Below are 25,646 nucleotides of genomic sequence, written 5' to 3'. Positions count from 1 at the left end.
GGCTCAGGCCGGCTGCAGCAGGCCGATGAAGAAACGGTTGAGGCGGTCGGTCAGGCGGTCCCACCAGGACGGGTGGGCGATGACGTCGATGCGGTGGAACGAGGGGCACAGCACGGCGGCATCGGCCACCTCGCCGCACAGGCCGCAGCCCACGCAGCCGTTGGTGACGTGCGCCACCGGCTCGCGCCGCAACGGATCGGTGGAGGGCCGCACCGTGAGCGTGGGGCAACCCGAGAGCCGGATGCAGGAGTGGTCGCCGGTGCAGGTGTCTTCGTCCACGCCGTAGCGCACCCGCACCGTGCGCAGACCCTGGCGCAGCCGCTCGGCACGGATGGGTTTGAGGCGGCGCTGGCGTTCCAGCTGGCACTCGCCTTCGGCGATGACCACCTTGAGCCCGTTGAACGGGCTGCCCAGCGCCTCGCGCAACACGTCGCGCACCCGCGAGACCCGGTAGTTGTGCACCGTGCGGATCCACTTCACGCCCATGCCGCGCAGCGTGTTCTCGATGGTCATCTCGCCGGCGGTGGCACTCGACCCTTCGGCCACCCGCTTGGCTTCGGACGCCGGGGTGGAGATGGTCTCCTGCGTGCCGGTGGCCGAGGTGTAGCCGTTCTTCATGATGACCAGCACGCCGTCGCCCTGGTTGAGCAGGGCCGAGCTCACGCCCGAGAGCAGGCCGTTGTGCCAGAAGCCGCCGTCGCCCATGATGGCCACCGGCCGGCGCGCCGAGAAGTTCTTCACCGCCGCGCTCGAGGCCATGCTCATGCCGTAGCCGAGGATGGAGTTGCCCAGCGAGAACGGCTCGAAGGTGGCAAACGAATGGCAGCCGATGTCGGTGGAAATGTGCAGCCGGCCGACGTCGCGCTCCACCAGCTTGATGGCCGCAAACACCGGGCGCTCCGGGCAGCCGGTGCAGAAGTTGGGCGGACGCGCCGGCACCGGGTCGGCCAGCAGCTCGCGGGCCTGGCGGCGCACCTCGGCGAGTTCCTGCGCATAGCGCCGGGCCGGGGCCAGGTCGGTCTGCGGCAAGTGGCGGTCCACGAAGGCGCTGATGCCCTGCAGCAGCACCTCGGTGGTGTACTCGCCGCCCATGGGCAGCAGGTCCTTGCCGTGCAGCCGGGTGCTCAGGCCGGCCCGGCCCAGCCGGGTGGCGATGTCCTGCTCGATGAACTCGGGCTGCCCCTCCTCCACCACCAGCACGGCGGTCTTGTCGGCGCAGAAGCGCTCGATCTGGGCCGGCACCAGCGGGTACACCACATTGAGCACCAGCAGGGGAATGTCGGTGTGGCCATGGGCGTCGGCCAGGCCCGCCTGCTGCAGCGCACGGAGGGTGGCGTTGTACAGGCCGCCCTGCACGATCAGGCCGACGCTGCGGTGGCGGCCGTCGAACCACTCGTTGAGCCCGGCGTCCTCGATGTACTGCTGCGCTGCCGGCATGCGCACCTCGTACTTGAGCTTCTCGTGGCGGAAGGTGGCCGGCGGGTGGGCCAGCCGGTCGTAGCTGAACGAGGCCGCTTCCTGCTGCAGCGCCCGGCCCGAGATGGCCGGGGCGATGTTGTCGCGGGCCTCGAAGCTGCCACGCACATGGCAGGCGCGGATGCGCAGCTCCATCATCACCGGCGTGTTCGATGCCTCGGACAGCCGGAACCCCTCCTCGACCATGCGCACGATGGTGGGCAGGTGCGGGCGCGGGTCCATGAGCCACAGCGCCGACTTCATGGCGAAGGCGTGGGTGCGCTCCTGGATGACGCTGGCGCCCTCGCCGTAGTCCTCGCCGACCACGATGAGCGCGCCGCCCATCACGCCGGGCGAGGCCAGATTGGACAGCGCGTCGGATGCCACGTTGGTGCCCACCACCGACTTCCAGGTCACGGCGCCGCGCACCGGGTACATGATGGACGCGCCCAGCATGGCAGCGGCCGAGCTCTCGTTGGTGCAGGCCTCCACATGCACGCCCAGCTCGTCCAGGTACGGACGGGCCTGCACCATGACATCGAGCAGGTGCGAGATGGGCGAACCCTGGTAGCCGCCCACATAGGTCACGCCGGACTGCAGCAGTGCCTTGGTCACGGCCAGGATGCCTTCGCCGTGGAAGGTCTCGCCGTCACCCAGCTTGAGGGCCTCGATCTCCTGTCGGAATGAGCGTTCCAATCGCCTGTCTCCTTGTTCTGGCCCGCAATCTAGGGGGGCGACCGACATGAAGCAAATGGATTGATCGGATGGTGCACATTCATGGAATGGATAATTCGGGTCAACCCTGAGGAGTGTTCATGAACTTCCGCCAGCTCGATCTCAACCTGCTGCGCGTGCTGTGCGCCATCCACCGCACCGGCTCGGTGACCGCCGCCGGCAAGGCGCTGGCGCTGTCGCAGCCCGCCACCAGCAACGCGCTGGCACGCCTGCGTGAACACTTCCGCGACGATCTCTTCGTGCGCTCGCCCGCCGGCCTGCAGCCCACCCGGCTGTGCGAGCGCGTGGCGCCGGAGGTGCAGACCCAGCTGCAGCTGCTCGAAGCCACCGTGACCGGGCGCGAAGACTTCGATCCGGCCCTCAGCGACACCCGCTGGCGGCTTTCGCTGTCCGACCTGGGCGAGATGATGTTCCTGCCCCCGCTGGCCGCCGCGCTGCGCCGCCATGCGCCCCACGGCCGCCTGACCAACATCTCGGTGGCGGCCGACGACGTGCCGGCCGCACTCGAATCGCGCGAGATCGATTTCGCCATCGGCATCCTGCAGCCGCAGCACCGGGGCGTGCATGCCGACCTGCTGTTCCGCGAGCACTATGTGGCGCTCACCTCGGCGCGCTGGCAGCCGGCGTCCGGCCGGGTGGGCCGCACGCTCAGCGCGCAGCAGCTGGCGCAGGCCTCGCTGGTGGTGGCCTCGCCCACCGCCACCTTTCATGGCAGCGTGGAGCGCATGCTGCAACGGCTGAAACTGGCCGACCGCGTGGTGCTGCGGGCCCGCCATTTCGGCGCCTTGCCGGAGCTCGCCCTGAGCACCGACCTGCTGACCATCGTGCCGCAGATGTACGCCGACATGATCGGCCAGCGGCGCGACCTGCGGGTGTGGAACCTGCCCCGGGCCGCCGCGCCCTCCTACGAGGTGCGGCTGGTCTGGCATGCCAGCACCGCCCGCGACCCGGCGCAGCAATGGATCCGGACCCAGGTGCACGAGCTGTTCGGGCGCGGCCGGACCAGCGCTGCGCGACCGGTCTGAACCTATGATCCCGGCCATGTCGTATACCCATGCCCCCACCCCGGCCGCCCTGGATGCGGCCGGACTGCTGCGCCACCACGATGCCGGAACGCCCTGGCCCGAGCCCCAGGCGCCACACATCCCGGGCGGCCTGCGTGGCGCATACGACCTGGCCCTCCAGGTCCGCGCCCTGCGCGTGGCTCGCGGGGAGCAACCCCGCGGCCTGAAGATCGGCTTCACCAACCGGGGCATCTGGGCCCGCTACAACGTCTTCGCGCCCATCTGGGGCACGGTCTACGACAGCGGCCTGAGCCACAGCGGGCCCGACGGCCACGGGGTCCTGTCACTGGCCGGCACCTGCCAGCCCCGCATCGAGCCCGAGGCGGTGTTCGGCCTGCGCCGCGACGTGTCGGCCACCGACGGCCTCGATGCGCTGTTCGATGCCATCGACTGGGTCGCCCCGGGTTTTGAGGTGGTGCAGTCGCACCTGCCGGGCTGGGTGTTCGAGGCGGCCGACACCGTGGCCGACGGCGCCCTGCACGCGCGGCTGCTGGTGGGCCGGCCGGTGCCCGTGCGTTCGGTGGCCCCGGATGCCGCCGGGCTGCAGGCGGCGCTGGCCGCGTGCCGGGTGCGGCTGCAGCGCGACGGCCGGACCATCGACGAGGGCTGCGGCAGCGCCGTGCTCGACGACCCGCTTTCGGCCCTGCGCCATGTGGTGCAGGCCCTGGCCGACCAGCCCGGCGCGCCGACCCTGCGGGCGGGCGACGTCATCACCACCGGCACCTGGACCGACGCCTGGCCGGTGGAGCCGGGCCAGACCTGGCAGGCGGACTTCGACGCGCCGCTGACCCCGCTGACGGTCCGCTTCACCGCCTGAAGCCCCGCACCGGGCGGGGCTTTCTGGGGAGCCCTCTCCAATCGCGAAGTTCCCCGGGGAAAACCCACTGAATAGAACGACCGTTCGTAGGTAGATTGCAGGGCTGACCTTCATCACCCACAGGAGTACCTGCTTCATGAGTTCCGTCGCCCCTGACCTGCTGGCGCTTCAACGCCTCTACCACTGGGAATCCACCGCCCCGCAACGCGTGTCCATGACGCAGCCCATGGGGAACGGTGTGGTGCAGGACTTCACCTGGGGCCAGGTGGCCGATCAGGTCCGCCGCATGGCCGCCCACCTGCAGTCCCAGGGCTGGGAGCCGGGTTCGCGCGTGGCCATCCTGTCCAAGAACTGTGCCTGGTGGATGATGTCCGACCTGGCCATCTGGATGGCGGGCTACGTGTCGGTGCCGCTCTACCCCACGCTGGCACCCGACACCATCCGCCAGATCCTCAGCCACAGCGGTGCCAAGGCCTGTTTCGTGGGCAAGCTCGATGGCTGGGAAGGCATGAAGCCCGGCGTGCCGGCCGACATGCCCTGCATCAGCTACCCGCTCTCGCCGAAGGACGCCATCGACAGCTATCCCGGCTGGGACAGCCTCTGCAGCAAGGCCGCCCCGCTGCAGGGCCACCCGGTGCGCGACGGTGACGAGCTCTGCACCCTGATCTACACCTCCGGCACCACCGGCATGCCCAAGGGCGTGATGCACAGCTTTGCCAACTTCGCCTGGGCGCTCGACAAGGGCCTGGGCCGCATCCCGCTCACCGGCAGCGACCGCATGCTGTCCTACCTGCCGCTGGCCCACGTGGTGGAACGCATGCTGGTGGAGCACGGCTGGCTGCGCACCGGCATGCATGTGTTCTTTGCCGAATCGCTCGACACCTTTGCCGCCGACCTGCAGCGGGCCCGGCCCACGGTGTTCTTCTCGGTGCCGCGCCTGTGGGTCAAGTTCCAGCAGGGCATCCACCACAAGATGCCCGATGCCAAGCTGCAGAAGCTGCTGGGCCTGCCCATCATCGGTGGCCTGGTGCGCCGCAAGATCCAGAAGGCCCTCGGCCTGGACCAGTGCAAGTTCGCCGCCGGTGGCGCCGCACCCATGCCGGTGTCGCTGCTCAACTGGTACGAGCGCCTGGGCATCCGCATCAACGAGGGCTACGGCATGACCGAGAACCTGGCGCTCTCGCACATCACCGTGGCGGGCCAGGACCAGAAGGGCACCGTCGGCCCGGTGTACGACGGCGTGGAGCAACGCATCGACCCGCAGACCGGCGAGATCCAGATGCGCAGCCGCGCGCTGATGATGGGCTACTACCTGGAGCCGGAAAAGACCCGCGAGGTCTTCACCGAAGACGGCTGGCTCAAGACCGGCGACAAGGGCAGCATCGACACCAAGGGTTGCCTGCGCATCACCGGCCGCGTGAAGGACCTGTTCAAGACCGGCAAGGGCAAGTACGTGGCGCCCTCGCCCATCGAGGACCGGCTGATGATGCACCCGGCGGTGGAGGCCTGCGTGGTCACCGGGGCCAACCTGGGCCAGCCGCTGGGCATCGTGATGCTCAACCCCGACGCCGCCGCCTCGGTGGCCGATCCGGGTGCCCGCGCCGAGCTGGAAACCTCGCTGGCCGCCCACCGCAAGGCGGTGAACGCCGCGCTGGACCCGCACGAGCAGATGCAGGCCCTCATCGTGGTGACCCAGCCCTGGACGGTGGACAACGACATGATCACGCCCACCTTCAAGGTCAAGCGCAACCGCATCGAGGACGTGTACGGCCGCCACTACGAAAACTGGGAAGCCAGCGGCAAGCCGGTGATCTGGTTCAAGGACTGAGCGATCCGTCCGCCCAGCAAAAAGCCCGCCGATGGCGGGCTTTTTTGTGGCTCGGGCCCGGCTGGCGGGCCGGGGCAGCAGCTCAGATGCGGTAGTCCTCGATGCTCTTGCCCGCGGCCAGCACGGCACGCACCCATTCCGGCTTGCGGCCCGGACCACCGGCCCACAATTCGCCGTTCGGGCCCTTGTATTTGGCCGGGGCAGCCGATTTGGATTTGCCGGGTTTCTTGGCCGAAGGCGCTGCACCGCCGAGATCGGCCACGGTAATGCCGTATTGCTTCATCTTGCCCTTGATGTCGGCAATCACGCCGGCAATCTCGGCCTTGCGGGCCTGCTCGGCCTGGGCCATCAGGGATTGGGCTTGCGCCATCAGTTCGGAATAGGTGGGCATGGGAAGCATTCCTTTCAAGGACCGCCACAGCGGACAGACAGAAGAAAACCGGGACCGAATTCAGGACCACCAGGGATCGATCCGGACCGGCTGTCGCGCATTGTAATCACATCGGCGGCGCCGGCAGCCAGGAAACGAGTTCTTCCGGCAATTCAGCCTGCAATTCCATCGATTGACCACCCACCGGGTGGTTCAATCGCAAACGCCAGGCATGCAGGAACATCCGACGGCAGCCGTGGCGGCCCAATTCCCGGTTGAGATCGAAATCGCCGTATTTGTCATCACCCAGAATGGGATGGCCGGCCGAGGCCAGATGCACCCGGATCTGGTGGGTGCGTCCGGTCTTGATGGTGACCTCCAGCAAGGTGGCGCCCTGCGGGCATCCGGGCAGGACGGGAATGCGCCGCGCCACGCGCACCAATGTGAGCGCATGCTGACCATCAGGATCTTCCGGCGTGGTGACCCGCACCCGGCGTTCTCCATCGGGCAACAGGAATTTGTGCAACGGTGCATCCAGCCGGTTCAGCCGCGCCGGCCAATCGCCGCGCACCAGTGCCAGATAGGTCTTGCCGGTTTCACGCGCACGGAACTGGTCCTGCAATTGCTTGAGCGCACTCTTCTTCTTGGCAATCAGCAGCAATCCGCTGGTTTCGCGATCGAGCCGGTGCACCAATTCCAGCAATCGGGCGTCGGGGCGGCTGCGGCGCAATTGCTCGATGACGCCGAAACTCACGCCACTGCCGCCGTGCACCGCCACGCCGGCGGGTTTGTCGATGGCGATGAAGGCATCGTCCTCGTGCACCACCCGGAATTCGCGGGCCGGCACGGCGGCCGCGGCCTTGATCTCGGGCTGGGCGGAAAGGCGCAATGGCGGAATTCGAAGGATGTCGCCGGCCTGGACGCGGTCATCGGCCGACACGCGGCCCTTGTTGCGGCGCACCTCGCCCGACCGGATGATCCGGTAGATGTGCGTCTTGGGCACGCCCTTGAGCTCGCGCATCAGGAAATTGTCGAGGCGCTGGCCGCTGGATTCCTCATCCACGGTGATGAGGCGGGCGGCGGTGGGCGGGGCGGATTCGGCCAAGGCAAATGAGCCACCACGGCGGCAGTGGCATGTCTATAATGCAGAGCGCCCGCAGTGTGCTGTAAGTGATTGATTCGCCTTGAGTTTAAGGCAGAGCAACCACCCGGAGCATGCACCGGTCCCCCGCTGCCGATGCCGGTGGCCGGGCACCGGCGGGCAGGATGCCATCCCGCATCACCCGTGCAAGGCGGCGGCCCGCTCATCCCGTTGATGATCGCGCCCCACGTCTGAGCGGTGGCCGCTGCGGGCGAAACTGCTGAAGACACTCGAACCCGATACGGAATACCCCAATCGCCCAGCCTGCCCATGGTTCCCATGCGGCTGGACGAGGATGAAACGACAACCGCAGCGCTGGCCGGAAACCTGTCCATGAGACCCCACCGTCCTCCCCTGCGCCCCGACATCCACGCGCCTACGCCCTGACCCGGCGGTTCGACGCGGCGCCCTGTGCGTCCGCCCGGATGACATCCCCCGATCCCTCGGGTCAACGGCTCTCCGGCAATTCCTCCCCCTGTTCGCGCGACCTTCCGCAGCTTCACGGCAAAGCGGCGTCGCAGGCTTTTTCCTGCGCGCCCTGGTGTGTTGTTACGAAGGAAACGCCAACATGAAGCGCATGCTCATCAATGCCACGCAGGCCGAAGAACGCCGCCTGGCCATCGTCGACGGACAGAAGCTCCTCGACTACGAAATCGAGATCGAAGGGCGCGAACAGCGCAAGGGCAACATCTACAAGGCGGTGGTCACCCGCGTGGAGCCCTCGCTGGAGGCCTGCTTCGTGGATTACGGCGAAGACCGCCACGGCTTCCTGCCGTTCAAGGAAATTTCCCGCCAGTACTTCCAGGGCAATGCATCGCCCTCGCAGGCCCGCATCCAGGACGTGATCCGCGAAGGCCAGGAACTGCTGGTGCAGGTGGAAAAGGAAGAGCGCGGCAACAAGGGCGCGGCCCTGACCACCTTCGTGAGCCTGGCCGGCCGCTACGTGGTGCTGATGCCCAACAATCCGCGCGGTGGCGGCGTGAGCCGTCGCATCGAGGGCGAGGACCGCCAGGAACTCAAGGCCGCACTCGACCAGCTCGAGTACCCCAACGGCATGAGCATCATCGCCCGCACCGCCGGCATCGGCCGTGACGCGGCCGAGCTGCAGTGGGACCTGAACTACCTGCTCAAGCTGTGGAACGCCATCGACGGCGCGGCCAAGGGCGCCAAGGGCGCCTTCCTGATCTACCAGGAATCCAGCCTGGTGATCCGCGCCATCCGCGACTACTTCAACAGCGACATCGGCGAGATCCTGATCGACACCGATGACATCTTCGAGCAGGCGCACCAGTTCATGAGCCACGTGATGCCGGAACACGGCCATCGCGTGAAGCGCTACCGCGACGATGCCCCGCTGTTCTCGCGCTTCCAGATCGAGCACCAGATCGAGACCGCCTACAGCCGCACCGTGCAGCTGCCCAGCGGCGGCGCCATCGTGATCGACCAGACCGAAGCCCTGGTGGCGGTGGACGTCAACTCGGCCCGCGCCATCAAGGGCGGCGACATCGAGGAAACCGCCACCCGCACCAACCTGGAAGCCGCCGACGAAGTGGCCCGCCAGGCCCGCCTGCGCGACCTGGGCGGCCTGATCGTGATCGACTTCATCGACATGGAGGAGAGCAAGAACCGCCGCGAGGTCGAGAACCGCCTGCGCGATGCCCTGCGCCAGGACCGCGCCCGGGTGCAGTTCGGCTCCATCAGCAAGTTCGGCCTGCTCGAGATGAGCCGCCAGCGTCTGAAGCCCATGCTCAGCGAAGGCGCCTCCATCCCCTGCCCGCGCTGCGGTGGCTCCGGCCACATCCGCGACACCGAATCGTCGGCGCTGCAGATCCTGCGCATCATCCAGGAAGAGTCGCTCAAGGACAGCACCGCCGCCGTGCTGGTGCAGGTGCCGGTCGAGGTGGCCAGCTTCCTGCTCAACGAGAAGCGCACCGAGATCACCAAGATCGAACTCAAGCAGCGCATCAGCGTGCTGCTGGTGCCCAACAAGTCCCTGGACACCCCGCACTACAAGCTCGAGCGCATCAAGCACGACGACCCGCGCCTGGACAACCTGGACGCCAGCTACAAGCTGGCCGACGAGGTCGAGGACGTGGCCGCCGTGACCCGCCGCAGCCAGGAACGCACCAACAAGCAGGAGCCGGTCATCAAGGGCGTGCTGCCCGACGGGCCGGCCCCGGTGGCCGCACCCAAGCCGGCCGCTGCCGCGCCGGTGGCTGCTGCACCGGTGGTCGCGCCGGCCCCGGCCGCGCCTGCGGCCGCCCCGGTGGCCGCCAGCCCCGGCTTCTTCGGCTGGCTCAAGTCGCTGTTCGGCGGCAGCCCGGCAGCCGCTCCGGCCCCGGTGGCCCCGGCACCGGCCGCCCCCGCAGCCGACAAGGCCGAGGGCCGCGATGGCCGCCGTGACGGCCGTGGCCGAGGCGGCCGTGGTGGCGAACGCAACGGCGAGCGCGGTGAACGTGGCGACCGTGGGCAACGCGATGGCCAGCGCCAGAACAACGGTCAGCGCGCCGCGCAGGGCGAGGGTCGCGACGCCCGCCCGTTGGAAGGCCGCGAGAACAACCGTGGTGAGCGTGGCGAAGGCCGTAACAACGATGGTCGCCGTGGTGGCGAGCGGGGCGAGCGGGGTGAACGGGGTGAGCGCAGTGAGCGTGGCGGTGAAGGCCGCCGTGACGGTCGTCGCGACGGCCGCCGTGACGCTCCGGCCACCGAAGGCATCGAAGCCCAGACCGGCGTGAACAACGCGGTGGCGGTCGACAACGCCCCCGCCGCCGAAGGCCAGGAACCGCAGCGCCGTGGGCGCGGTGGCCGGGGTGGCGAGCGCCGCCGGCAGGATGCCGACACCGCCACCACCGATGCATCCCAGGTCGTTGCCGACGGCAGCGCACCGCAGGACGGCCAGGTGGAGACGTCCGAGGCCGGTGAGGCCCGTGCACCGCGTGAGCGCCGGGGTCGTGACCGTTACGGCCGTGACCGCCGCCAGGGCGGCCAGCGCGAAGACGGCGATGCCTCGGCCCCGTCGAGCGACGCGGGCAACACCGGCGATGCAGCCGAAGCGGTGGCCAGCGAGGCCCCGGTGCGCAGCTACTTCACCCAGCCGGCCGCTGCCCCCGCAGCCCCGGTGACGGCCGAGGAAGCCGCCCCTGCTGAAGCACCGGCTGCACCGGAGCGCCGTGAGCGCGCCGAACGCAGCGAGCGGGCACCGCGCCGCGCCAGCGAATCGACTGCAGCCAACGCAGCCGCCGTGGCCGCACCCGTGGCCCCGGCACCGGCCGCCCCCAAGGGCATGCCCAAGGTGCAGCCCTTCGAACTGCCCCTGAACGACCTCGACGCCGTGGCCCGCGCCAGTGGTCTGGAGTGGGTCAATTCGGACGCCGCCAAGGTGGCCCAGGTGCAGGCAGCGATCGCCGCCGAGCCGCGTCCGGTGCATGTGCCGCGTGAGCCCAAGCCGCCGGTGGTGATCGACGAGGGTCCGCTGATCCTGGTCGAGACCCGCAAGGACCTGCGCGAGATGACGCTGCCCTTCGAAGCCCGCTGAGGGATTCGAATGCCACAGAAAAGCCGACCCCAGGGTCGGCTTTTTTCATGGGATTCGCCGCGAGCGCAGCGTGGTCAGTCGATCTGTGCTGCCGCCTTCCAGGCCGCCTGGGCGGCGGCCTCGTCGCCCCGCTCTTCGGCCAGCCGGGCCAGCGAACGCCAGGTGCGGCGCAGCAGCACCGGGTCGCTCAGGCCATGGCGGGCCTGGCCCAGCAGCTGGGCCGCCTTGCCCCAGAGCTGGCGCTGCATGCAGGCCTGGCCGGCCAGGTACTGCAGGCAGGCGTTGCCGGGTCGCTGGCGCTGGCGCTGCTCCAGCGCCGCCAGGCCGGCCGCGTCCAGGCTGGCCAGACCGGGTTCCAGGGTGCTCACCATCAGGTGCTGCTGGGTGCTGCTGAGCTGGTCGAAGCCGGTCCACAGGGGCTCCAGCCATTCACGGACCTGCTGGTGCAACAGGGCCGGATCGGCCGCAGCGGCCACCAGGGCGCCGGCCCGGCGGGCTGCGGCCAGGGCGATGTCGGGGGTCTGGCGCTCGGTGGCGTCCAGGCCGTCCCAGACCTTCTGGAGCTGGGCCAGATCGTGGGCTTCGCGCAGGGCATCGAGCAACAGGCTGCGGATGACGCTGCGGGCGGCATCGGGCGAGAAGGCCCGGTGCTTGGCCAGCAACCGGGCGGCATCCAGGGCATCGGCGGTGGCATGGCCCAGCTGGGCCATGCGCAGCTTCAGGCGCACCGCCTGGATGCGGCGCGTGGTGCGCTGCGGCAGGTCGGCAAAGCGGGCGCGGGCGGCAGCGGCATCGCGGTCTTCCAGCGCCCAATGCACCGCGCGCAGCATGGCGCCTTCGGTGGCCTCGGGGGCGCTGCGCTGCAGCCCCGGCTGCAGTGCCGCCTGCAGGAACCGGTCGCGCTGGTCCTTGTTCTGCAGCGACTGCGCACTCTCGGCCACCATCAGGTGGGCCAGCACCATCCACTGATCGCGCCGGGGCCAGTCGGCCGCCGAGGGTTGCTGCAGCACCTCCACCGCATGGCGGGCTGCCATCTGCGCCCGCACGAAACGACCGGCCAGCTGGTGCGAGAGCGCGTCCAGGATGGACGACACCACGGCGCGTTCGGCCTGCAGGCGCCGCCAGCGACGGGCCTGCACCGGCAGGTCGCGCAGCAGCGCAAACGCCCGCAGCGCCAGGTGCACCAGCAGGAACAGCGCGATGCCGCCGAACAGGAACAGGTTGAAGGAGATGTCGTAGCGCAGCGGCGGCCAGAACAGGGTGACGCTGGCGTTGTTGTCGCCCATGAGCAGCGCGGCGGCCACGGCCAGGGCGGTGAGGCCCAGCAGCCAGAACACGCTGCGCATGGCGCCGGTCTGTCGGCTGCGCATCAACGCCCCCCGGCGGCGACCGCCAGGGCCGCCAGCGTTTCGTCCGGACGCGGCATGGGGCTGCCCGCCAGGTCCTTGCGCAGCCGGCCCAGCGTGGTGCTGGCGGCAGCCACCGGCGCGGCCGCGGTGTCGAAGTAGCGCTCGATCAAGGTCTCGATGGCGATCACGTCCACCTGGGCCGCCGACATGTTGCGGGCGGTCACGGCCAGGCGCGCATTGAGCAGCCGCAGCTTGATGTTCTCGCGCAGGAAGAAGGACTGCTCCGGCGCCAGCAAGGCGGCTTCCGGGTGGTCGATGCGGGTGACCCGGACCAGGTCGCGGGCGCTGTCCAGCGCATCGGTGCCGACCTGACGCCACAGGCCGGTCCACCACCGGGCCACGGCCTCGCGCCAGCCCGTCGGCGGCTCCGCGCCGGCTTCGGGGTCGTCCTTGGCGGGGGGCGCAGCGGCCGCTGCCGCTGCCGTTGCGGCTGGCGTGGCGGGTGCGGGCAGCTTCGAGCGGCGCAGCCCCACCTCGTTGAGCAGGGGCCAGTTGTCGACCTGGCGGCTGAGGTCGTCGAGCTGCAGGGCCAGCGCAGGAATGTCGGCCAGCGGGGTGGACTGCAGCCGTTCGATATCGCGCGCAATGGCGCGCTGCACCGGATTCAGCCGGGGCTGGGCCGAGCGGGCGATGCGCTGGTCGGCCGCCTTGAGCGCGGTCAGCAGCGGCTGGGCGCTGCCGGTGAGCTGGGCCTGCTGCACCGCCAGGCGCACGGCGGAATCCAGGTCCTGGATCAGGTTGTCGTCGCGCGAGCGCGAGAGCGAGAGCATCAGCTCCTCGAGCTGGGTGCGCTGCAGGCTGACCTCGGACAGCCGCACCTCGGCCACGGTCAGACGGGCCTGCAGCTCCTGGGCCAGCTCGTCGGAGCGGGCCGCCTGGGCCTGGGCCTTGGCCACCTGCTCGGCGGTTTCGCGGGCGCGTTCGGCCAGTTCGACCTGGGTGGTGGACAGCTTCTGCCACTGCAGGCCGGCAAAGGCCAGGGCGCCCACGGCCAGCACCAGCGCCAGCGCCGGCAGGCCGATGCCGGCCGAGGGCGTGGAAGGACGCTCGGTCCGTTCGGGTCGGGCGGGCATCTCGGTGGCGGGGGTCGGGTCGGTGGCGCTCATGATGGTTCTGCCAGGGATTCTAGGACGCGCAACACCTCGGGCAGCACCGGCCGGGCCTGCACCACGCGGCCAAAACCGTGGGCCTGTGCTGCCTCGGCAATGCGGGGATGGGTGACCACCGCGCAGGCGCCGGACCAGTCGATGCCGGTGGCGAGGCCCGGCAGGGCCGCCACCGCTTCAGAGGCACTGAGCAGCCAGACCGATCCCGGTGCACTCAGGCTGCGCAGCCGCTGCAGTGCCGGGGTGTCGAACACGGCGGGGCGGCGTTCGTAGGCCACGCACACGTCCACCAGGGCGCCGGCCTCGCGGCAGCGGGCGATGAGCCAGTCGCGACCATGGCCGGCCAGCCCCCCTTCGGGCGCGTCGGCCTGGCCATCGGAGCGGCCGCGCACCACCAGGATGCGCTTGCCCGGTCCCACCTGCGACCGCACCACCGGCCACAGGTGCTCGGAGTCGAACTGCGCGGCATCGGTCGGCGGGCTGTCGATGCGGTCGGCCGGCAGCCCCAGGGTCTGCAGCACATGGGCCAGCACCCGCGCCGTGCCCGGTCCGGGCGACCAGAAGCGGGTGGTGGCGTCGGGTGGCGGGCCGGCCCGGTCGGCCGAGGCCATGAAGCGCTGCACCGCCGAACCGCTGACGAACATCACCGCGTCGCAGGCCGGCCAGTGCAGCCGCCAGTGCGCCAGCGCATGGCGCAAGGCGGGTTCCTGCGGATCGCCGATGTGCAGCAGCGGCCAGGCCTGCGCGGACCAGCCCCGGGCACGCAGCACCTCGACCCAGGCACTGGCCTCGGGTTCGGGGCGCGTCACCACCACCGGGCCGAGCCGGCTGGTGGCGGGCCCGGGCCGGGGATCGGTCATGGCCTCAGGCCTCCTTGATGACGGGACGGGCGCCCGCCTGCTGCAAGGCCTGGGCCACGCGCTGGCCCAGCGCCTCGGCGTCCGCCAGGCTGTGGACCGTGGCCTTTGATGCGGTCTGCACCAGGCGCGCGTCGCCGTCCGGGTCGCCCCAGGCGGCCTGCAGCTGCAGCTGGCCCTCGGCGGTCCAGTCGGCATGGGCCGCCAGCGGCATGGAGCAGCTGCCGCCCATGGCGCGGGAGACGGTGCGCTCCGCCGCCACGCGCAGCCAGGTGGGCATGTGCACCAGCGGGCTCAGGGCGGCGACCAGTTCGGGGCGGCCGGCACGGATCTCGATGCCCAGCGCGCCCTGGCCGGCGGCCGGCAGCGAGGTGGTGGTGTCGAAGATGGCGCGGATGCGGCCTTCCAGGCCCAGGCGCTTGAGGCCGGCAGCCGCCAGCACGATGGCGTGGTACTGGCCTTCGTCGAGCTTGCGCAGGCGGGTGTCGAGGTTGCCGCGCAGGGGTTCGATGCGCACGTCGGTGCGGCCCAGCGCATCCAGGGCGGCGCGCAGCAGCACCACCCGGCGCAGGCTGGAGGTGCCCACCACACCACCCTGCGGCAGATCGGCCAGGCCGCTGCAATGCGGCGAGACCCAGGCATCGCGCGGGTCTTCGCGCTCCATGACGCAGGCCAGCTCGAAGCCGGGCGGCAGGTCCATGGGCACGTCCTTGAGCGAGTGCACCGCGATGTCGGCACGGCCGTCGTCCAGCGCGGTTTCCAGCTCCTTCACGAACAGGCCCTTGCCACCGACCTTGGACAGGCTGCGGTCCAGGATCTGGTCGCCCAGCGTGGTCATGCCCAGCAGCGTGACGCTGTGGCCCTGGGCCTGGAGCAGGGCCTTCACATGCTCGGCCTGCCACAGGGCCAGACGGCTCTCGCGGGTGGCGATGGTGATGGCCAGGGGGGCGGCGGACGTGGCAGGCGGCATGGCTGACGGGAAGCTGGCGCCCTGCAGACCGAGGGCGTTTGGGGCACCCGGCAGAGCCCGGGCAAAGGTCGATCGGATGCTAGCATGGCCCACCGCCCGTCCCGACCCCGCGCCCCGCGCGCTTCCCACCCTCAGAGCCATGAGCCGAACGCCCGCGCGCCGCGCCGCCACGCCCTCTTCCGCGTCCAAGGACCAGCCCCTGATCGACGACATCCGGCTGCTGGGCCGCATGCTCGGCGACGTGATCCGCGAACAGGAAGGCGAAGGCGCCTATGCGCTGATCGAACAGATCCGCCAGCTCTCGGTGGCCTTCCGCCGGCACGACGACGCATCGGCCGACAAGGCGCTCAAGAAGCTGCTCAAGGGGCTGTCCAGCGACCAGACGGTCAGCGTGATCCGGGCCTTCACCTACTTCAGCCACCTGGCCAACCTGGCCGAGGACCGGCACCACATCCGCCGCCGCGCGGTGCACGAGCGGGCCGGCGCGCAGCAGCAGGGCAGCCTGGGCCTGGCGCTGGAGCGGCTGCGCAAGGCCGGGGTGGAACCGCAGGCGGTGGCCACCGCACTGACCCAGGCGCATGTGTCGCCGGTGCTCACCGCCCACCCCACTGAAGTGCAGCGCAAGAGCATCCTGGATGCCGAACGCGCCATCGCCCGCCTGCTGGCCGAGCGCGACAGCGCCTCGCCGCGCGAACAGGCCGACATCGACCGCCAGATCCGCGCCCGCATCACCCAGCTGTGGCAGACCCGGCTGCTGCGCTTCACCAAGCTCACCGTGGCCGACGAGATCGAGAACGCGCTGAGCTACTACGAGACCACCTTCCTGGAGCAGATCCCGCGCCTGTACCGCGAGCTGGAAGACGGGCTGGGCCAGCCGGTGGCGCCCTTCCTGCGCATGGGCCAGTGGATCGGCGGCGACCGCGACGGCAACCCCAACGTGACCGCCGAGACCCTGGAACTCGCGCTGAAGAGCCAGGCCGAGATGGTGCTGCGCCACCACCTGACCCAGGTGCACCTGCTGGGTGGCGAGCTGTCGGTCTCGGCCATGCTCTCGGGCGTGACCCCGGCCATGCAGGCGCTGGCCGAACGCTCGCCCGACACCAACGCCCACCGCCAGGACGAGCCCTACCGGCGCGCACTCACCGGCGTCTACGCCCGCCTGGCGGCCACGCTGCAGGCGCTCACCGGCACCGAGGCGGCACGCCATGCGGTAGCACCCCAGCACCCGTACGCATCGGCCGACGAGTTCCTGGCCGACCTGCGCACCATCGAGACCTCGCTGCACGCCCACCACGGTGAGGCCATGGTGGAGGCGCGGCTGCGGCCGCTGATCCGCTCGGTGGAGGTGTTCGGCTTTCATCTGGCCACGCTGGACCTGCGGCAAAGCTCCGACCAGCACGAGCGCGTGGTGGCCGATCTGCTGGCCCACGCCCGCATCGAGCCCGACTACAGCGCCCTCGACGAAGCGGCCCGCCAGGCCCTGCTGCTGCGGGTGCTGAACGACGCCCGACCGCTGCGCGTGCCCGGCGCGGCCTACAGCGAGCACACGCTGGGCGAGCTGGCCATCTTCGAAACCGCCCGCAGCGGGCGCGAGCGCTTCGGCCCGCACGCCATCCGCCACGCCATCATCAGCCACACCGAGACGGTGAGCGACCTGCTGGAAGTGCTGGTGCTGCAGAAGGAATGCGGCCTGCTGCGCGGCACGCTCGACCACGACGCGCAGGCCGACCTGATCGTGGTGCCGCTGTTCGAGACCATCGAAGACCTGCGCCAGGCCTCCCCCATCATGCAGGCCTACTACGACCTGCCCGGCATCCGGGCCATGGTGCAGCGTGGCCGCAGCGCCGGCTACCACGAGCAGGACGTGATGCTGGGCTACTCCGACAGCAACAAGGACGGCGGCATCTTCACCAGCAACTGGGAGCTCTACCGCGCCGAGATGGCGCTGGTGAAGCTGTTCGACGGCAGCCCCATCCGCCTGCGCATGTTCCATGGTCGGGGCGGCACGGTGGGCCGGGGCGGTGGCCCCAGCTACCAGGCCATCCTGGCGCAGCCCCCGGGCACGGTGCGTGGCCAGATCCGCCTGACCGAACAGGGCGAGGTGATCGGCTCCAAGTACGCCAACCCCGACATCGGCCGGCGCAACCTGGAAACCCTGGTGGCCGCCACGCTGGAAGCCACCCTGCTGCCCACCGCCAGGCCCGCACCGAAGCGCTTCCTGGACGCCGCCGATGCGCTGTCGCGGTCCAGCATGGCGGCCTACCGGGCGCTGGTGTACGACACGCCGCGCTTTGCCGAGTACTTCTTCTCGGCCACGCCCATCCGCGAGATCGCCGAACTCAACATCGGCTCGCGGCCCGCGTCGCGCAAGGCCAACCAGCGCATCGAAGACCTGCGCGCCATCCCCTGGGGCTTCAGCTGGGGCCAGTGCCGGCTCACGCTGCCGGGCTGGTACGGCTTCGGCTCGGCGGTGCAGGCCTTTCTGGACCAGCAGGGCGCCGCCGGGCGCGAGGCCCAGCTGAACCTGCTGCGGCAGATGGTGCGGCAATGGCCCTTCTTTGCCACCCTGCTCTCCAACATGGACATGGTGCTGGCCAAGAGCGATCTGGCCCTGGCCTCGCTGTACGCCGAACTGGTGGAAGACAAACGCCTGCGCCGCCAGGTGTTCGGCGCCATCGAGTCCGAATGGCACCGCACCGCCGAGGCGCTGGCGCTCATCACCGGCGAGGCCGACCGGCTGGCCGGCAACGCGGCCCTGCAGCGCTCCATCCGCCACCGCTTCCCCTACATCGACCCGCTGCACCACCTGCAGGTCGAACTGATCCGGCGCTGGCGCACCCATGCCCGGCCGAGCGACCGGGACGACAAGGTCAAGCGCGGCATCCACATCGCCATCAACGGCATCGCGGCCGGCCTGCGCAACACCGGCTGACACCCCCAGGGGTGATGGCTCGCCGCCTACAATGGGGCGGTGGACATCCTGACCAACGCCGACCTGCATTGCCACTCCGTCGTCTCCGACGGCACGCTCACGCCCGAGGCCCTGGCCGAACGCGCCAAGGCCAACGGGGTGGAGCTGTGGGCCCTGACCGACCACGACGAGCTGGGCGGCCAGGCCCGCGCCATGGCCGCAGCCCGCGCCGTGGGCCTGCCCTACCTGACCGGCGCCGAAATCTCGGTGTCCTTCCTGGACATCACGGTGCACATCGTCGGCCTGGGCATGGACCCGGAACACCCCGAGCTGGTGGCCGGCCTGCGCGCCACCCGCGGCGGCCGCGAACAGCGGGCCCGCGAGATGGCGGACGACCTGGCCCGCGTGGGCATCAAGGGTGCCTTTGAAGGCGCGCTGCGCTACGTGGGCAACCCCGACCTGATCTCGCGCTCCCACTTTGCCCGCCACCTGGTCGACAGCGGCGTGTGCAAGGACATCCCCGAGGTGTTCCGCAAGTACCTCACCGAAGGCAAGCCCGGCTTCGTGCCGCACCGCTGGGCGCAGCTGGGTGATGCGGTGCGCTGGATCACGGGCGCCGGCGGCGTGGCCGTCATTGCCCACCCGGGCCGCTACGCGCTCACCCCCACGCAGGAATACGCGCTGTTCACCGAGTTCAAGGGCCACGGCGGCCAGGCCTGCGAGGTGGTCACCGGTGCCCACAACGCGCAGGACGTGGTCAAGTACACCGGCTTCTGCGCCGAGTTCGGCCTGGCCGCCTCGCGCGGCAGCGATTTCCACAGCCCCGACGAAAGCCACACCGACCTGGGTCGCCTGCCCGACCTGCCCGGCCACCTGACGCCGGTGTGGTCGCTGCTCTCCTCCCGCGTCCACTGATGTCGGACCCACTGCAGGCATCGGGCGCACGGGCGCTCACCGGCATCGCCTTTCTGGTCACCGCCACCGCCTGCTTCGCGGTGCTCGACACCACCGTCAAGTACGTCGGGGCCTTCATTCCGGTGCTGGTGGCGGTGTGGTTCCGCTACATGTTCCAGGCGGTGCTGGTGTCGGCCGTGATGCTGCCGCTGCGCGGGCGCAGCCTGCTCCGAACCGACCACCCACGATTCCAGCTGCTGCGCGGCTGCCTTCTGCTGCTGGTGAGCGTGTTGTCCTTCCTGAGCGTGCAGTACATGCCGGTGGGCGAGTTCACCGCCATCGTCATGATCTCGCCGCTGGTGGTCACACTGCTGGCTGCCCTCTTCCTGCACGAACGCGTCACGCCCATGCGCTGGGTGCTGGTGGTGGGCGGTTTTGCCGGGGCGCTCATGGTGGTGCAGCCCGGGGGCGGCGTGGTGGGCTGGGCCAGCCTGCTGCCGCTGGTGATGGTGCTGCTGTATGCGGCCTTCCAGATCCTGACCAGCCGCATGGCCCGCACCGAAGACCCCATGACCATGCACTTCTACACCGGCTGGGTGGGGGCGGCACTGTCCACCGCCATCCTGCCGCTGGTGTGGCAGGCCATCCCGGATGCGCGCACCTTCTGGCTGCTGTGCCTGGTGGGGCTGATGGGCAGCATCGGTCACTTCCTGCTGATCCTGGCCTTTGCCCGCACCCCGGCGGCCACGCTCACCCCGTTCCTGTATGCCCAGATCGGTTTTGCCATGCTGTGCGGCTGGGCGGTGTTCGGCCATGTGCCCGGCCCGCTGGAGCTGGCCGGCATCGGCCTGATCGTGCTGTGCGGCGCCACCGCCAGCGTGCTGGCCTCGCGCGCAAGGCAGCCGGTGGAACCGCCCGAACCCTGAGGGGGCCTCATGTCGCAGTTGTTCAGTGTCCATCCCGAGAACCCGCAGGCCCGGCTGCTGAAGCAGGCGGTGCAGCTGCTGCAGGGCGGCGGCGTGCTGGCCGTGCCCACCGACTCCAGCTATGCGCTGGTCTGCCACCTGGACGACAAGGCCGCGGTCGACCGGCTGCGCCGCATCCGTCAGGTGGACGACCGCCACCACCTCACCCTGCTGTGCCGCGACCTGAGCGAACTCGCCAGCTATGCCAAGGTGGACAACCGCCAGTACCGGCTGCTCAAGGTGGCCACGCCCGGGGCCTACACCTTCATCCTGGAGGCCAGCAAGGAAGTGCCGCGCCGGGTGAGCCACCCCTCGCGCAAGACCATCGGCCTGCGCGTGCCCGACCACGCCGCCCTGCGCGCCCTGCTGGAGCTGCACGGCACGCCGCTGCTGGCCACCACCCTCATCCTGCCCGGCGATGACGGCCCGCTGAACGACCCGGAAGACATCCGCGAACGCCTGCAGCACGAACTGGCCGGGGTGATCGATGCCGGCGCCTGCGCGCTGGAGCCCACCACCGTCATCGACCTCACCCCCATGGGCACCGGTGGCGAGCCCGAGGTGCTGCGCCAGGGACAGGGCGAACTCTCCCGCCTCGGGCTCTGAGCGGCCGGCTCTGGGACAATCCGCCGATGGACCTTGCCCTCATCATCCAGACGGTCACGCTCTACGCGATACCGGTGCTGTTCGCCATCACGCTGCACGAGGCGGCGCACGGCTATGCGGCGCGCCACTTCGGCGACCCCACGGCCCACCTGCTGGGCCGCATCACGGTCAACCCGGTCAAGCACATCGACCCGGTGGGCACCATCGCCATGCCGCTGCTGCTGTACTTCGCCACGGCCGGCGCCTTCCTGTTCGGCTACGCCAAGCCGGTGCCGGTGAATTTCGGGCGGCTGCGCAACCCCAAGCGCGACATGATCTGGGTCGCTCTGGCCGGCCCGGGGGCCAACCTGGTCCAGGCCATCGGCTGGCTGGTGCTGCTGTACGCCCTCATCGGCACGGGCATCGATGAACGCTTCTGGCTGCAGATGTGCCGGGCCGGCGTCACGGTGAACCTGGTGATGTTCGCCTTCAACCTGTTCCCGCTGCCGCCGCTGGACGGTGGCCGCATTCTGGTGGGTCTGCTGCCCTGGCGCCAGGCCGAGATGCTGTCGCGGGTGGAGCCCTTCGGCTTCTTCATCGTGCTGGCGCTGGTGGTGTCGGGCCTGGTGGGCAGCTACTGGCTGCGCCCCCTGATGGACCTCACGCTCTCGGCCATCGAACTGCTGCTCACCCCGCTGCGCCTGCTCCTGACCTGACCCCTTCCGACGATCTCCCCATGCAACCTGTGCGCGTCCTCACCGGCATCACCACCTCCGGCACCCCCCACCTGGGCAACTACGTGGGCGCCATCCGCCCCACCGTGCGGGCCAGCCGGCTGGCCGACGTGGAGAGCTTCTACTTCCTGGCCGACTACCACGCCCTCATCAAGACCGGCGATCCGGCCCGGGTACAGCGCTCCACCCTGGAGATTGCCGCCACCTGGCTGGCCTGCGGCCTCGACCCCGAGAAGGTCACCTTCTACCGCCAGTCCGACATCCCCGAGATCCCCGAACTCTGCTGGCTGCTTACCTGCGTGACCGGCAAGGGCCTGCTGAACCGGGCGCATGCCTACAAGGCCTCGGTGGACAAGAACACCGCCGCCGGCACCGAACCGGACGACGGCGTCACCGCCGGCCTGTTCATGTACCCGGTGCTCATGGCGGCCGACATCCTGATGTTCAACGCCCACCAGGTGCCGGTGGGCCGCGACCAGGTGCAGCACATCGAGATGGCGCGCGACATCGCATCGAGCTTCAACCACCTGTACGGCGAGCACTTCACCCTGCCGGAGGCCGCCATCGAGGCGCATGTGGCCACCCTGCCCGGGCTGGACGGCCGCAAGATGAGCAAGAGCTACGACAACACCATCCCGCTCTTTGTGCCCCGCGAGCAGCTGCGCAAGCTCATCATGGGCATCGTGACCGACTCGCGCCTGCCGGGCGAGCCCAAGTCCACCGACGGCTCGGCCCTGTTCCAGCTCTACCAGGCCTTCGCCACCGAGGCCGAGACGGCCGACCTGGCCCGCGCCTATGCCGACGGCATTGCCTGGGGCGAGGCCAAGGAACGCCTGTTCGAGCGCCTGGACCGCGAGATCGCGCCGATGCGGGCGGTCTACGACGAACTCATGAAGGACCCGGGCCGGATCGAGGCCGTGCTCAAGGCCGGTGCGGCCAAGGCCCGGGCCACCGCCACGCCCTTCACGGCCCGGCTGCGCCACGCCGTGGGGCTGCGCCCGCTGGACCAGGTGGCCGAGGTGCGCAAGACCAAGGGCGCCAAGGCGGCAGGACCGGTGTTCAAGCAATACCGGGAATCGGACGGCCGGTTCCACTTCAAGCTGACCGACGCCAAGGGCACGGTGCTGCTGCAGAGCCGGGGCTTCGAGGCACCGCGCGATGCCGCCCAGGCCATGGCCCGCATCCAGGCCGAAGGCCTGGCGGCGGTGGCCGCCCTGCAGGACCGCCTGGAGCCATCCCCCGATCCGGCGGCGCTCGCGTCGGCGCTGGACGCGCTGGCCACCCCCGCCGGGTGATGTCACCCGAAATGGGGACTCCGCTGGTAACCTGTTCCCCTTTGTGAGAAATAGGGATGTATCCCGGGTTTTATATGACCACCATCGGGTCGTAAAAGGACCACAATCCGGCTATTCCGACCACTGACCTTCTGACGACAGCGCCCGCCATGAGCATCTTTGTTATCGACGACCACCCCCTGATGCGCGAAGCCGTGGTGATGCTGCTGCGGCGGCTGCGTGCCTCCACCCAGGTGGTGGAGCTGGAGCGGCTGGCTTCGGTCAGCAAGGCGATTGCCGAACACGGCGAACCCGAACTGGTCTGCCTGGACCTCAAGCTGCCCGACACCAATGGCGTGTCCGGCGTCCGCGAAGTGCGCCAGATGCTGCCCGACACCTCGCTCATCGTGCTGTCGGCCTCGCCCTCCTCCGATTACGAAGACCTGGCCCGCGAAGCCGGGGCCGACGCCTATGTCGAGAAATCGGCCGGCGCCGCCCAGATTGCCAAGGTGCTGCGGGAATTCCTGTCCGAAGAAGCCGGCGACGACGAGAACGCGCCCACCATCCCGGACAAGCTCTCCAAGCGGCAGAAACAGCTGCTGGTCATGCTGGACCGGGGCCTGTCCAACCGCGACATCGCCGAGCAGCTCAACATCAGTGAACACACCGTCAAGGTGCACCTGTGGCGGCTGTTCCGCCGGCTCAACGTCAAGAGCCGCTCCCAGGCCAGCCACCTGGCCCGCACCGCCGGCCTGCTCGACCTCTGAAGACCGGCGGACCTGCCGGGGCCGGCTTCAGCCGACCTCGCTGCCGCCCTTGAAAGCCCGGCCATCGTTCACCGTGGTCAGTGAACCGGGTTCCTGCTGGGTGAAGGCCGGCAGCAGCACACGGAACACGCTGCCCCGGTTGGCCTCCGAATTGAGCGAGAGCTGGTAGCCCATCAGCGAGGTGAGCTTGGAGACGATGGTCAGGCCCAGGCCCAGGCTGTCCTCGGTGCCCTGGTGCTGCGACACCCGGAAGAACTCCTGAAAGATCGCCTGCTGGTGCTCACGGGCGATGCCCACGCCGGTGTCCCAGACCTCGAACACCAGCATGTCGTCGCGATGGCGCAGCCCCAGCAGCACGCCGCCGGAATGGGTGTGGCGCAGCGCGTTGGACAGCAGGTTGCCCAGGATGCGGCGCAGCACCACCGGATCGGACCACAGCACGGTCGGCCGGGTGTGGGTGCGCAGGCGCAGGCCCTTGCTCTGGGCCACCGGCTCGAACTGCAGCTGCAGGTCGGCAAACAGCTTCTCCACATCGACATGCTGCAGGTTCACCTTGTAGTTGCCGGCATCGATGCGGGTGAGGTCGAACAGCGAGTCGAACAGCTCGTTGATGGCGCGGGTGGACTGCAGGATGCGCGGCGCGATGTCGCGGGCCATCTCGGGCTCGCTGGCCAGCCAGTCGGCGTACAGGCTCAGGGCATGCACCGGCTGGCGCAGGTCGTGCGCGGCCGAGGCCAGGAACCGGTTCTTGGTGGCCACCGCGCGCAGGGAGGCACGGGTCTGCAGGGTGAGGGAATCGATGAGTTCCTGGTTGGAGAACTGCAGTTCGAAGCTGGACCGGTGCACCTGGTGCAGCCGTGCGCCGGCCACCATCATGAGGATCCAGAACACGATCATCACGGAGCCGAACAGGATGCCTTTCTGAAGCACGTCCGGCTGATCGATGTGCAGCGCGGTCAGACCGATGACCGCCAGCAGCACCGACAGCGACAGGCTGTTGGCGTAGCTGCGGAACACCGGCAGGCAGGCGCTGAAGCCCGTCAGGTTGAGCAGCCCCTGCCCCAGCACCACCACCGCACACACGAACTGCGTGGTCACGCTGGCCTGCAGGTAGCTCAGGATCACCGGGCCGCCCCAGAGCACGGCCACCGCCGCCCAGCTCCAGCGGTACCGGTGCACGAAGTCCAGGCGCTGCGGCCCCTCCACATGGTCGTACTGCAGCCGGTACAGCCCGATCAGCCGGTAGCGGTAGGCCAGCATGGCCAGCATCAGCAGCGTCCAGACCACCAGCGCGGGGGTGTGGACCTCGCCCGCCATCAGGTACACCAGCACCGGCAGGGAGACGCTGGCCGCCAGCAGCGAGGGACCGACGTTGTCCATGAGCACGCCGATGAGCTGCGAGTCGACCCACTGGTCCCGGACTTCGGGCGATGCGGGCATGTGCTGGTAGGTGGCGGGCTGGGTATCGACGAGCATGGGCGCGGGCGGTTGTAAGGCGATTGTCGCATCGGGTCCCCCTGCCGCCCTGTGCGAGATGGCGCGGCTTTCTGTCCTGCTAGAATCCCGAGCTTCGACACGCGGAGAGATGGCAGAGTGGTCGAATGCACCGGATTCGAAATCCGGCGTACAGTTTTGGCTGTACCGAGGGTTCGAATCCCTCTCTCTCCGCCAGCGAGTCTGGAGCCCCTGCCGTGCAGGGGCTTTTTTGTTGGCTGAATGCGAGGCGGGGCGCGGGGTTGCGGGGGGCCAGGATGGTTCTCTTGGCTCTCAAAAGTACCGAAAGCGGCCCTCTTGGGCGGGCCGCGACGGGTCTTCTCTCAAATGCAGGGTTCGACCGATCCCGATATAGCCAGATCGCCACATCTGCCCGCGATGTGGTCAATGGCTCAGGTCACAGATAGTTCTACAGCCCAACCATGCACCGGTCAGTCCGTGCATCCGTTGCCTTGGGCCAAGGAACGCGCCCGAGCACTGAAGCTTAGGCAGCGCACCCAGGTCCGCACTAAAGCGGTTACCGCCATTGAGCCCAGGTGGGCGACCTCACGCTGCACGACATCAAGCCGTCATTCGCCGGTAATTTCGACAAAGGCCGAAAGGGCAGAGTTGTGAGGCCAAGCCCTTCGATTGCGTCGAAGCGATCCGCGCGCGTTACAAACGACCGAACGACTGTTTCATACTGCACGAACTCCCAGCGCTGGTCCCGCAGCACGCATCCAACTCCAGCTCCAC

General features: G+C 69.6%; 18 protein-coding genes, 1 tRNA gene and 1 pseudogene. 12 read left to right on the top strand and 8 right to left on the bottom strand.

Features of this window, described 5'->3' with window-relative positions:
- Positions 1 to 3: 3 nt before the first annotated feature.
- Positions 4 to 2,151: a thiamine pyrophosphate-dependent enzyme gene (locus tag WD026_RS00100; RefSeq protein ID WP_425721516.1), complete on the bottom strand. Its 2,148-nt coding sequence runs from the start codon at positions 2,149 to 2,151 to the stop codon at positions 4 to 6.
- Between the two features lie 119 nt (positions 2,152 to 2,270).
- Here WD026_RS00100 and WD026_RS00095 point away from each other — a divergent pair, with 119 nt between their 5' ends.
- The 3 genes and pseudogenes from WD026_RS00095 to WD026_RS00085 all read left to right on the top strand — a co-directional run.
- A complete protein-coding gene (locus tag WD026_RS00095; protein WP_425721514.1) occupies positions 2,271 to 3,215 on the top strand; it encodes a LysR family transcriptional regulator in 945 nt (314 codons plus the stop codon).
- Between the two features lie 16 nt (positions 3,216 to 3,231).
- Positions 3,232 to 4,071 carry a 2-keto-4-pentenoate hydratase gene (locus tag WD026_RS00090; protein ID WP_425721512.1) on the top strand — a complete coding sequence of 280 codons (840 nt, stop codon included), beginning with the start codon at positions 3,232 to 3,234 and terminating at the stop codon, positions 4,069 to 4,071.
- A gap of 136 nt (positions 4,072 to 4,207) precedes the next feature.
- Positions 4,208 to 5,371: pseudogene (locus WD026_RS00085) on the top strand (AMP-binding protein); the annotation flags it as partial.
- A gap of 610 nt (positions 5,372 to 5,981) precedes the next feature.
- Here the strand turns inward: WD026_RS00085 and WD026_RS00080 are convergent.
- Together WD026_RS00080 and WD026_RS00075 are read right to left on the bottom strand one after the other, a co-directional pair.
- A complete protein-coding gene (locus WD026_RS00080) occupies positions 5,982 to 6,290 on the bottom strand; it encodes an H-NS family nucleoid-associated regulatory protein (protein WP_086119831.1) in 309 nt (102 codons plus the stop codon).
- A 106-nt stretch (positions 6,291 to 6,396) separates the two neighbouring features.
- On the bottom strand, positions 6,397 to 7,374 hold the full coding sequence (locus tag WD026_RS00075; RefSeq protein ID WP_425721509.1) for an RluA family pseudouridine synthase: 978 nt from the start codon (positions 7,372 to 7,374) through the stop codon (positions 6,397 to 6,399).
- A gap of 604 nt (positions 7,375 to 7,978) precedes the next feature.
- Here WD026_RS00075 and WD026_RS00070 point away from each other — a divergent pair.
- A complete protein-coding gene (locus WD026_RS00070; protein WP_425721507.1) occupies positions 7,979 to 10,945 on the top strand; it encodes an Rne/Rng family ribonuclease in 2,967 nt (988 codons plus the stop codon).
- Positions 10,946 to 11,019: 74 nt separating this feature from the next.
- Here WD026_RS00070 and WD026_RS00065 read toward each other — a convergent pair whose 3' ends face one another.
- The 4 genes from WD026_RS00065 to hemC are packed head-to-tail and all read right to left on the bottom strand — an operon-like array spanning position 11,020 to position 15,287.
- The gene (locus WD026_RS00065; protein ID WP_425721505.1) at positions 11,020 to 12,315 is read right to left on the bottom strand and encodes a heme biosynthesis protein HemY; all 1,296 of its coding nucleotides are present in this window, start codon (positions 12,313 to 12,315) and stop codon (positions 11,020 to 11,022) included.
- Positions 12,315 to 13,460, bottom strand: a complete 1,146-nt coding sequence (locus WD026_RS00060) for a uroporphyrinogen-III C-methyltransferase (RefSeq protein WP_425721503.1) — start codon at positions 13,458 to 13,460, stop codon at positions 12,315 to 12,317. The genes WD026_RS00065 and WD026_RS00060 overlap by 1 nt, the downstream gene beginning before the upstream one ends.
- The gene (locus WD026_RS00055) at positions 13,457 to 14,320 is read right to left on the bottom strand and encodes a uroporphyrinogen-III synthase (protein ID WP_425721501.1); all 864 of its coding nucleotides are present in this window, start codon (positions 14,318 to 14,320) and stop codon (positions 13,457 to 13,459) included. The genes WD026_RS00060 and WD026_RS00055 overlap by 4 nt, the downstream gene beginning before the upstream one ends.
- Before the next feature lie 4 nt (positions 14,321 to 14,324).
- Complete coding sequence (hemC, locus tag WD026_RS00050) at positions 14,325 to 15,287, bottom strand: hydroxymethylbilane synthase (RefSeq protein ID WP_425721499.1); 963 nt, start codon at positions 15,285 to 15,287, stop codon at positions 14,325 to 14,327.
- 76 nt (positions 15,288 to 15,363) lie between these two features.
- On the opposite strand from hemC, the gene ppc reads away from it, so the two are divergent.
- The 7 genes from ppc (at position 15,364) to WD026_RS00015 (ending at position 23,417) form a co-directional block, all read left to right on the top strand.
- A complete protein-coding gene (gene ppc, locus WD026_RS00045) occupies positions 15,364 to 18,219 on the top strand; it encodes a phosphoenolpyruvate carboxylase (protein ID WP_425721497.1) in 2,856 nt (951 codons plus the stop codon).
- Between the two features lie 39 nt (positions 18,220 to 18,258).
- Positions 18,259 to 19,113 carry a 3',5'-nucleoside bisphosphate phosphatase gene (locus WD026_RS00040; RefSeq protein WP_425721495.1) on the top strand — a complete coding sequence of 285 codons (855 nt, stop codon included), beginning with the start codon at positions 18,259 to 18,261 and terminating at the stop codon, positions 19,111 to 19,113.
- Complete coding sequence (locus WD026_RS00035; protein ID WP_425721493.1) at positions 19,113 to 20,018, top strand: DMT family transporter; 906 nt, start codon at positions 19,113 to 19,115, stop codon at positions 20,016 to 20,018. Before WD026_RS00040 ends, WD026_RS00035 begins: the two co-directional genes overlap by 1 nt.
- 9 nt (positions 20,019 to 20,027) lie before the next feature.
- Complete coding sequence (locus tag WD026_RS00030) at positions 20,028 to 20,663, top strand: L-threonylcarbamoyladenylate synthase (RefSeq protein ID WP_425721491.1); 636 nt, start codon at positions 20,028 to 20,030, stop codon at positions 20,661 to 20,663.
- A gap of 26 nt (positions 20,664 to 20,689) precedes the next feature.
- Complete coding sequence (locus WD026_RS00025; protein ID WP_425721489.1) at positions 20,690 to 21,358, top strand: site-2 protease family protein; 669 nt, start codon at positions 20,690 to 20,692, stop codon at positions 21,356 to 21,358.
- Positions 21,359 to 21,378: 20 nt separating this feature from the next.
- Positions 21,379 to 22,671: a tryptophan--tRNA ligase gene (locus tag WD026_RS00020; protein WP_425721487.1), complete on the top strand. Its 1,293-nt coding sequence runs from the start codon at positions 21,379 to 21,381 to the stop codon at positions 22,669 to 22,671.
- A 149-nt stretch (positions 22,672 to 22,820) separates the two neighbouring features.
- Positions 22,821 to 23,417, top strand: coding sequence for a LuxR C-terminal-related transcriptional regulator (locus WD026_RS00015; protein WP_425721485.1), 597 nt, complete (start codon positions 22,821 to 22,823; stop codon positions 23,415 to 23,417).
- Positions 23,418 to 23,444: 27 nt separating this feature from the next.
- On the opposite strand, the gene WD026_RS00010 is transcribed toward WD026_RS00015, so the two are convergent.
- The gene (locus WD026_RS00010) at positions 23,445 to 24,893 is read right to left on the bottom strand and encodes a sensor histidine kinase (protein ID WP_425721483.1); all 1,449 of its coding nucleotides are present in this window, start codon (positions 24,891 to 24,893) and stop codon (positions 23,445 to 23,447) included.
- 103 nt (positions 24,894 to 24,996) lie between these two features.
- On the opposite strand from WD026_RS00010, the gene WD026_RS00005 reads away from it, so the two are divergent.
- Positions 24,997 to 25,088: transfer RNA gene (locus WD026_RS00005), tRNA-Ser, on the top strand.
- Positions 25,089 to 25,646: the final 558 nt, after the last annotated feature.

This window comes from Hydrogenophaga sp. R2 (assembly GCF_049843595.1).
Lineage (GTDB): Bacteria > Pseudomonadota > Gammaproteobacteria > Burkholderiales > Burkholderiaceae_C > Hydrogenophaga.
Note: the sequence above shows the minus strand (reverse complement) of the source record. Positions and strands in the feature narration are given on the sequence as shown.